This window comes from Priestia sp. P5_B4, from assembly GCF_056400385.1.
In genome coordinates this window covers 1-1,858 of the sequence record NZ_JBFULJ010000759.1, presented here as the reverse complement: position 1 = coordinate 1,858, position 1,858 = coordinate 1, and the positions used below count along the sequence as shown (strand labels likewise).

Here is a 1,858-nt window from a genome sequence, read left to right as displayed (position 1 = left end):
GGTGAAGGGTAGTATCATGGTTTAAATTATTCATTGCAATATTCCTCCTCTACAACTTGTCCTATTATAAAACAAATTAATTTGTAATATAACCCACAATGTTAAAATTATTACTTTTAACCTATTATTTTACTGTTAATAATACATTTGGAATTCCCTCTGTTTATTTAGTTTATAAAAAATCAAGATTTAATAACATAGGTATGCTAATAAAGGCATAAAAAATGAATGGTGGGTACATTCAAAGTTAATCTTTATTTATGAAGTACATTTGAAAGGATTTTTATTAATGAAAGAGGACGAATCACTTAAAGAAGACTTAATAATCGATAATATGGGGAGGGTAAAGATACCACCCCTGTTTTTAAAGCATGTTAATATCCAGCCATCTGCTACAATACAATTCTTTACCTACAAAAATTATTTTATTATGAAGCAGATTGAAGCTTCACCGGTATTTTTAGAGAAAAAAATGAAGTTGAACAATTTAATTAGAACTATCGATCATTTAGGCTATATTGTAATTCCAAAGATACTCCGTGAAATACATGATATGAATTTATGTGAAAAAATAGGAGTGAAATTAATTAACAAGAGTATTATTTTCTACAAAAAAAGAAAACAGAATAAATCCCCAGGTCTAATAAAAGAGCCTATAGAACCTGAATTAAATAGGTTATCTTTACTTGAAATAAAAGAAGGGAAGATAAGGCTTCCTAATTTTTTATTGGAATCATTTAATCTAGAAGTAAGTATGCAATTACAGTTTTTTACTAAAGACCAAGGCACCATTGTTGCAAAAAAACACCGATATGAGTTTTTTACAGAAGGAAATCTTTTCTTTACTGGGCAATCGCGCGTAGTAAACAAAGATAAATACTTAAACATCCCTAAAAAGCTAAGGAATTATTTAAACGTCAATAACGGTGACGTTTTGGAAGTTAAAATAGAAGGAGATAAGTTAGTTATAAAGAAAGCTACTTAGAACGAAATACGAGTTAAAAACTTATATCCAGAAGAAATGGATGTTTTCTTTTATAGTTGAATTCAGGTTACTAATAATTTTGTAATAGAAGGAAACCTACTTTATTATTTATAATAACATCCCTGTTTTTATCAAAGAGACAGTTGAGAACAATACTCTTATTAAATAAGTTGGCTTTTTCAATGAGAACCAATACAAGTAGGGAAATGAGCATTTCTCTAAAGTGCTGAAATTTGCAAGTTATACGCAAAATAATAGTTAATTTCCTCAGATATCGTTTCTCTGCATATTAAAATCGCCGATTAACTAGGTTTTTATTTAATATTTGTCCGACAAATCACAAGCTTATTTTATACTAATATTAAGCATGTAGATACAGATTTCATAAAGAAACCAAAAAAGGCTATCTCAAATGAACTGAACCCAAAAAGTTAGACCCTGGACTTGTCAATATTTTGGACTTGTCAATATTTATTGGACACTAAGTTAAGATACTATGATGAATAGGCTTTTTCGTATTCAATAGGGGAAAGATAATGCAGAGAAGAATGCATTCTTTTGGTATTGTAATAGAGCTCTATATATTTAAATACTTCTTTTCGAGCTTGTTCTGGTGTYGTAAAYTTGGCACCATGAATGAGCTCTCTTTTTATGGTCTTATAAAAAGRTTCCATTAAYGCATTATCRTARGGRTTTCCTTTTCTRCTRACACTTGAAACAGCACCATACTTTTTCAGTATGGCTTGARARTTAYYACCYGTATATTGGGATCCCTGGTCTGTATGGATAATTAATCCTGTTGGAGGATGTTCTTTGTTATATCCTTGTAAAAAAGCGTCTATCACAAGAGAATCTTTCATCCCTGTACTCATA

Annotated in this window: 2 protein-coding genes; one reads left to right on the top strand and one right to left on the bottom strand. The window is 29.6% G+C overall.

Annotated elements, in window-relative coordinates; all coding sequences use genetic code 11:
• The first annotated feature begins 289 nt into the window (after nucleotides 1-289).
• The gene (locus AC1DRF_RS25630) at nucleotides 290-985 is read left to right on the top strand and encodes an AbrB/MazE/SpoVT family DNA-binding domain-containing protein (protein WP_427670952.1); all 696 of its coding nucleotides are present in this window, start codon (nucleotides 290-292) and stop codon (nucleotides 983-985) included.
• Between the two features lie 494 nt (nucleotides 986-1,479).
• On the opposite strand, the gene AC1DRF_RS25625 is transcribed toward AC1DRF_RS25630, so the two are convergent.
• Nucleotides 1,480-1,858, bottom strand: a 379-nt coding sequence (locus AC1DRF_RS25625) for an integrase core domain-containing protein (RefSeq protein ID WP_477742033.1), incomplete at its 5' end; no start/stop codon positions are given.